This is a genomic window from Acetobacter estunensis, assembly GCF_011516945.1.
GTDB classification, from domain to species: domain Bacteria; phylum Pseudomonadota; class Alphaproteobacteria; order Acetobacterales; family Acetobacteraceae; genus Acetobacter; species Acetobacter estunensis.
Genome location: NZ_WOTH01000077.1, coordinates 1 through 5,106 on the forward strand (window position 1 = coordinate 1; position 5,106 = coordinate 5,106).

Genomic DNA, 5,106 nt, shown 5'->3' on the forward strand with positions numbered 1-5,106 from the left:
TCGTCCGTCATGTCAGACGGGTAGCGTTTCGTCTTGCGGGTGATCCTGGCCATCCGGCCCCTCTGCTCTGGCGTCCACATCCAGAGCTTGAATCACATCAGACCGATTTTCTAAACAGGCTCTTAGCCATGGGGCTTCTTGACGCATTGCCGCACGCTCCGCGCTACGTCGTCTGCGATTGGGGCTATGCCTCGAACCGGTTCCGAGAAGCCCTGTGGGAAAGGGGCTCACGCCCGGTCATCCCCACAAAACGCGACGAGCCGCAGGTAGCCTGCCCCAAATGGATCTATCGGCATTAACATCTGGTTGAAAACCTATGGGCACGTCTTAAGGAGTAGAGAGCGGTCGCTACACGATACGAAAAAACCGCCACATCCTTCATGGCCGTCATCTGCATCGCTGCAACCGTAGATCATCTCAAGACCTAACAGGCCCTAAGCAGCGTTGAAAACGTGTCATTTCAGGGGGAAGAAGATTTCTCCACTCCCTCCTGTTCCAGACCGAATGACAGCTGCCTGCAATAATCCCGTTCTCAAAGCTGTTGCCAGCCGCATAAAGCAGCGTGGCAAACCCCACTCATCGCGATTGCACGACGTCTAGTCACAATCGCAAATGCTATCCTGAAAACAGGCTCGCCCTGGCGCGTTGCCTCATCCGCTTAAACATAGTTGCTAGATCACTCGATCCGTTTAAATCGGATGATACTGCGGGAGAGCTTCCCCGAGTCCCAGTTTGGCATTATTCGCCAAGGTGTAATAACATTTGCAAAATCACCATTAATTTCAATGGTACGCCTTTGCTCCGTCCCGACCCATTCGGGCGTCCAGGCAGTCTGCACATTCGTGACCCACTGGTTTCCTTCGATCCTGTAGCGCCCAATGTAGGCAACGAGAGTCTTCATAAGATGGGCGCGCTCCACATCTGTCTTTGGCGGCTGTCGATCGCTGCCCTCAAGGTTAAATGCGACCCACCCGTGAGGTGTAAAAATGACACGCCCCCGAGGGGAAGAACCCATTGCATCAATCGTTCGCCCCGTCTCTTTGTCTTCCACTTTGTAAGAAACAAGCCCCCAGACACCGACGATGTCCTTCTTGAGATCGGCGGTTTTTTTTGTATCCTGCGCGTATGCAGAAGTCGCTGCGGACACCACGGTGATCGCGCATACCACGATCAAGGATATGAAGTGTCTCGAAGTGCGAGTTTTTGAGACCATGAGAACTAGCCCTCTTTCGATTATTTATTTAACAATTTTCCGTACACGCCAGAAGCACCCGAGTGCTAAGAGAATGGCGCCCGCTGCCATACCGACACGGATTAAAACGAGCAGTGGTGACCGAGCACCACCATGACGGATGAGAGCGACCTGCGATGCCGACACGGAGACATTTTTCCTACCGTAGGTATCAAAGATATATTTCGAAAGCTTTGCTATTTCCGAATCATTCAGTTGAGTGGCATCTGTTTTCTTGCCGCCAAAACCAGGCATGAAAGCCTCGGCGTCAGACACATGCCGGTCAACACCGAACAGAATGGTTGCGATCAGGTTGTCTGGACTGGAGGCCCCTGTGACGGAGTTATGCCACAATGAAGGGTAATAACCGTCCCGACTGCCCTGTGCCCGGTAATTGTGGCAGGATGCGCAGTTGCCCATAAACAGTTCCGCACCAGATATATTTGGATTATCATCTGAGCGGATAGGTCGACCTCCTCTGACCTCATCAGCGCTGGAAGTAGGCTTTCCCAGCACGAAGCGTGAAACTTCTCCGTCTGCGGGGTCACGAACAGGCTTCGTGGTCGCAAGATATGTTGCCAGCGCGTTCAGGTCGGCATCTGTCAAATGCTGGAAACTGTGTTCGACCGCTTCTCCCATTCCATCGGCGGCTTGCGCGAGCCCGTCAATATGGCCCGTTTTTAGATAGGTCTTTATATTTTCACGCGACCAGTTGCCTATCCCGCTTATTTTATCTGAAGTTATATTAGGTGCATACCATGCACCCAGGCTCGCGCCACTCAAATCCTTGGAGGATTTCTCCTGCATGAGAAATCCTCGAGGAGTATGACATGTTCCACAATGCGCCGGTCCTTGCGCAAGATACGCGCCGCGGTTCCATTCTGACGAGCGGGATGGATCGGGTTGGAAAGTCCTGTCGTTACGAAAAAGCACATTCCAGAACATCATCGAACCCCGAATGTTCATCGGAAAGGGAAGAGACGTTTTCGACGGAGCGCTTTCTACTGACTGAACGGATTTCATGAAATAAACATACAGGTCGTGTACGTCCTGATCTGTCATGTACGAATATGCCGTGTAGGGCATGGCAGGATAAAGATTGCGCCCGTCCTTGCGAATACCTTTTCTCACAGCACGCGAGAAATCTGCTTCGCTGTAATCACCGATACCGAATGTTCTGGATGGCGTAATGTTTGTCGAATACATCGTGCCAAGCGGTGTTTTCATTGCCAGGCCGCCAGAAAACGGCTTGCCGCCAGGCGCTGTGTGACAGGCCACACAATCGGAGGTCACAGCTATGTAGGCGCCTCGATCAGTTGATCCGTCGCTTTGTGCCGAAGCCGTGCCGTAAAGAAATATCGAGGTGCAAAAAGCTCCGAGAAGGGTTATCCTGTCTGGCAATCTGCTATGCATCATTTTAGCCATGATGCAGTTGCCCGATGATCGCATCTGCGGCCTTGATGGCCAATGCCGCCATGGTTATTGTACTATTTCCGCTGCCGCCCGTGGTCATTGCGCCCCCACCGGGAAGAAAGAGATTCTCATGGTCATGGGCGCGACAATCTACGTCCACGACGGAATCCTTCGGATCATTGCCCATGATGACGCCACCCATGATATGATCACTGTGTAAAAACTCAGGCGAGATCCTGATATCTGTCGCTCCCAGGGCTGCCGCCAGCTTTTTTAGAAGCGGTATTGTGTATTGCTCGGCGCTTCGACGCACATAGTCGCCGACATCATAGTGGATGCGCGGACGGCTTAGACCCAGCCAATCCTGTTTGTCAGAGAGAGTCAGCCGGTTAAATGGTAGCGGCAGAGGTTCGTGCTCAACTGTCAGGCGCGCCGTGCAGGCCGACAGCCGGCGAATTTCTTGATCAAGAGCCTTTCCGTATAAACCTTTTTCCAGAGCAGCCAGACCACCGAGTGTACTCCGTGCCATGTTTTCCATACGGAACATTGCACCGGCATAGTCGCGTCGAAACTCGCCCTGGCTCGTGTTCATGATACTGCTGCTCTGGACAGGTCCTACGCCGGTCCAGAGCGGTTCAGTCATTTCGACATCCGCAACCAGTTTTGGCTGATCCATCATATTACGACCGACTTGATCCGAACTATTGGCGACACCAGAGGGATTTTTCTCGTCAGCCGACAGAAGGAGCAGCTTGGGCGTTTCTATTCCGTTGCAAGCGAGAACGAAGATCTTTCCGGCAACTGAGTGTGAATTCTTGTCGGAATCAAAATAATGGATTGCCGCGACCTTCTTCTGACTATTCGTTTCAACACGGTACGCGACAGCGTTCGTGATGATCTGACCGCCCTTTGCTTCGATGCGCGGTAGAGCTGTTGCAGCATCATATTTGGCAGCGATCGGACAGACCGGAAAACAGTTGTTGTTTCCACAACAGGGAGGGCGGCCGTCAAACGAAACGCCACTATTACGTGCCTGGGGCGCCGGCAGGTTCTGCATGCCAAGGGTCGCAGCGACATCGGTCAACCGCTGTTCGCCAGGCCCGAAGGGAATGGGTCCCATCGGGTAGGGCCGCGAACGCGCTGTATTTGGAGGCCACTGTAAAGCCGGATCACCGGGGCCACAGACACCCATCGCATGTTCGGCGCGCGCATAATAAGGCTCCAGCACATCGTAAGAAAAAGCCCAGTCGCGTCCTACTCCATAGAGGCTTTTGAGACGTAAATCGTCAGGCGTCATACGCCAGCAGATACCTGCCCAATGCCAGGTGGCCCCCCCCGCGTAGCGGACATACCCCTGCTCGTAGGCCTTTGCATTCGGTCCGGTCAGATCAAGATAAGAAGATGCCTCGTCTGGAGTGCGTGTCTCAAGGTGAGGTGCCCACGGCTTGGGCGGGTACGGCGCATTCCAGTGGTTGCGCAATGTGGGCGCCAGATTACGGTAGTTTTCGACAATTGTGTCGCGACTGACACGGGGCCCAGCTTCAAGCATGAGCACCGAAAACCCGGCATCCAAAGCCTGTTCTGCTATCAGACAGCCGACTACGCCAGTACCTACAATGACGACATCGCTATTGAGATCGGATGGCATAAGAAATTCTCCGGAGAAATTCAGAATGACGGCATGTTAAGGAGCGGAACTGCTGTCGCATTCCAGGCATTGGGCGCCGATTTTGCGTAAGATGGTATCGTCATGACATCGCTGCTTACTTTGTACATGAGCGCATCTTCAAAAGCGATTACATGATCGCCAGATTTTCCGTGCACAACACCCGAATACCACGCCGATATTATCTTCAGTGCCGAGTTTTGCAGTTTCTCATCTGTCAATGCTGGCATAAGATGTTCAACATCCACTGAAGCAGTTTTTACTATGAAATTGTGAATTGCGTGTATCGTATTATCAAAATTTTCTTCGACATCATTAAGCGCGACGTAAATTCTATGGCCGACAACAGGGTTCAGTTGATGAGGGACGAGAATTTTCGATACAGACATAAAGCGTGATACGCTATCGGACTGATGTAATGGTTCCGCAAAACCCTTCGACTGTGCAAAGCTGGCTACGGTGGCGAGCGCGCTCATGCCGAGCAACAGATATCGCCTATTTATTTTTAACTCCGCATGAAATAATGCCACCTATTCTCTCCTCACCCATTGAGTTATTTATGTATCTATCCCGATACTTGGTTGATAATGATATAAATAGTGCATTGACGCCGTTAGTGACGGTATAGAAAATATCCGAAGGAAACATTTAACTATTTATACAAGGCCGAAATTCTCTGCCTTTTAGAGCCTGTTTGGAAATTCGGTGAGGGTGTGATTCAAGCCCTGGATGTGGACGCCAGAGCAGAGAGGCCGGATGGCCAGTATCACCCGCAAGACGAAGCGCTATCCGTCTG

At 52.1% G+C, this 5,106-nt stretch carries 4 protein-coding genes and 1 pseudogene; 1 reads left to right on the forward strand and 4 read right to left on the reverse strand.

The annotated features are described in order from the left end of the window. Positions 1 to 299, forward strand: a pseudogene (locus GOB87_RS16680) (hypothetical protein); the annotation flags it as partial. Positions 300 to 676: 377 nt separating this feature from the next. Here GOB87_RS16680 and GOB87_RS16170 read toward each other — a convergent pair. From GOB87_RS16170 to GOB87_RS16185, 4 genes are read right to left on the reverse strand one after another with little or no spacing between them, the layout of a single operon-like run. Further along, positions 677 to 1,213, reverse strand: a complete 537-nt coding sequence (locus GOB87_RS16170) for a lipocalin-like domain-containing protein (protein ID WP_039736277.1) — start codon at positions 1,211 to 1,213, stop codon at positions 677 to 679. Between the two features lie 24 nt (positions 1,214 to 1,237). Continuing rightward, positions 1,238 to 2,656, reverse strand: a complete 1,419-nt coding sequence (locus GOB87_RS16175; RefSeq protein WP_166319084.1) for a cytochrome c — start codon at positions 2,654 to 2,656, stop codon at positions 1,238 to 1,240. Continuing rightward, entirely contained in the window at positions 2,649 to 4,292 is a 1,644-nt protein-coding gene (locus GOB87_RS16180; protein WP_039736274.1) for a GMC family oxidoreductase, read from the reverse strand. Before GOB87_RS16180 ends, GOB87_RS16175 begins: the two co-directional genes overlap by 8 nt. Positions 4,293 to 4,312: 20 nt before the next feature. Then, positions 4,313 to 4,840: a sugar dehydrogenase complex small subunit gene (locus GOB87_RS16185; protein WP_194303389.1), complete on the reverse strand. Its 528-nt coding sequence runs from the start codon at positions 4,838 to 4,840 to the stop codon at positions 4,313 to 4,315. Positions 4,841 to 5,106: the final 266 nt, after the last annotated feature.

What these genes read in the sequence shown, in the direction of transcription:
- GOB87_RS16175 (WP_166319084.1), bottom strand. Translation starts at nt 2,656, where the DNA reads ATGGCTAAAATGATGCATAGCAGATTGCCAGACAGGATAACCCTTCTC.
- GOB87_RS16170 (WP_039736277.1), bottom strand. Translation starts at nt 1,213, where the DNA reads ATGGTCTCAAAAACTCGCACTTCGAGACACTTCATATCCTTGATCGTG.
- GOB87_RS16180 (WP_039736274.1), bottom strand. Translation starts at nt 4,292, where the DNA reads ATGCCATCCGATCTCAATAGCGATGTCGTCATTGTAGGTACTGGCGTA.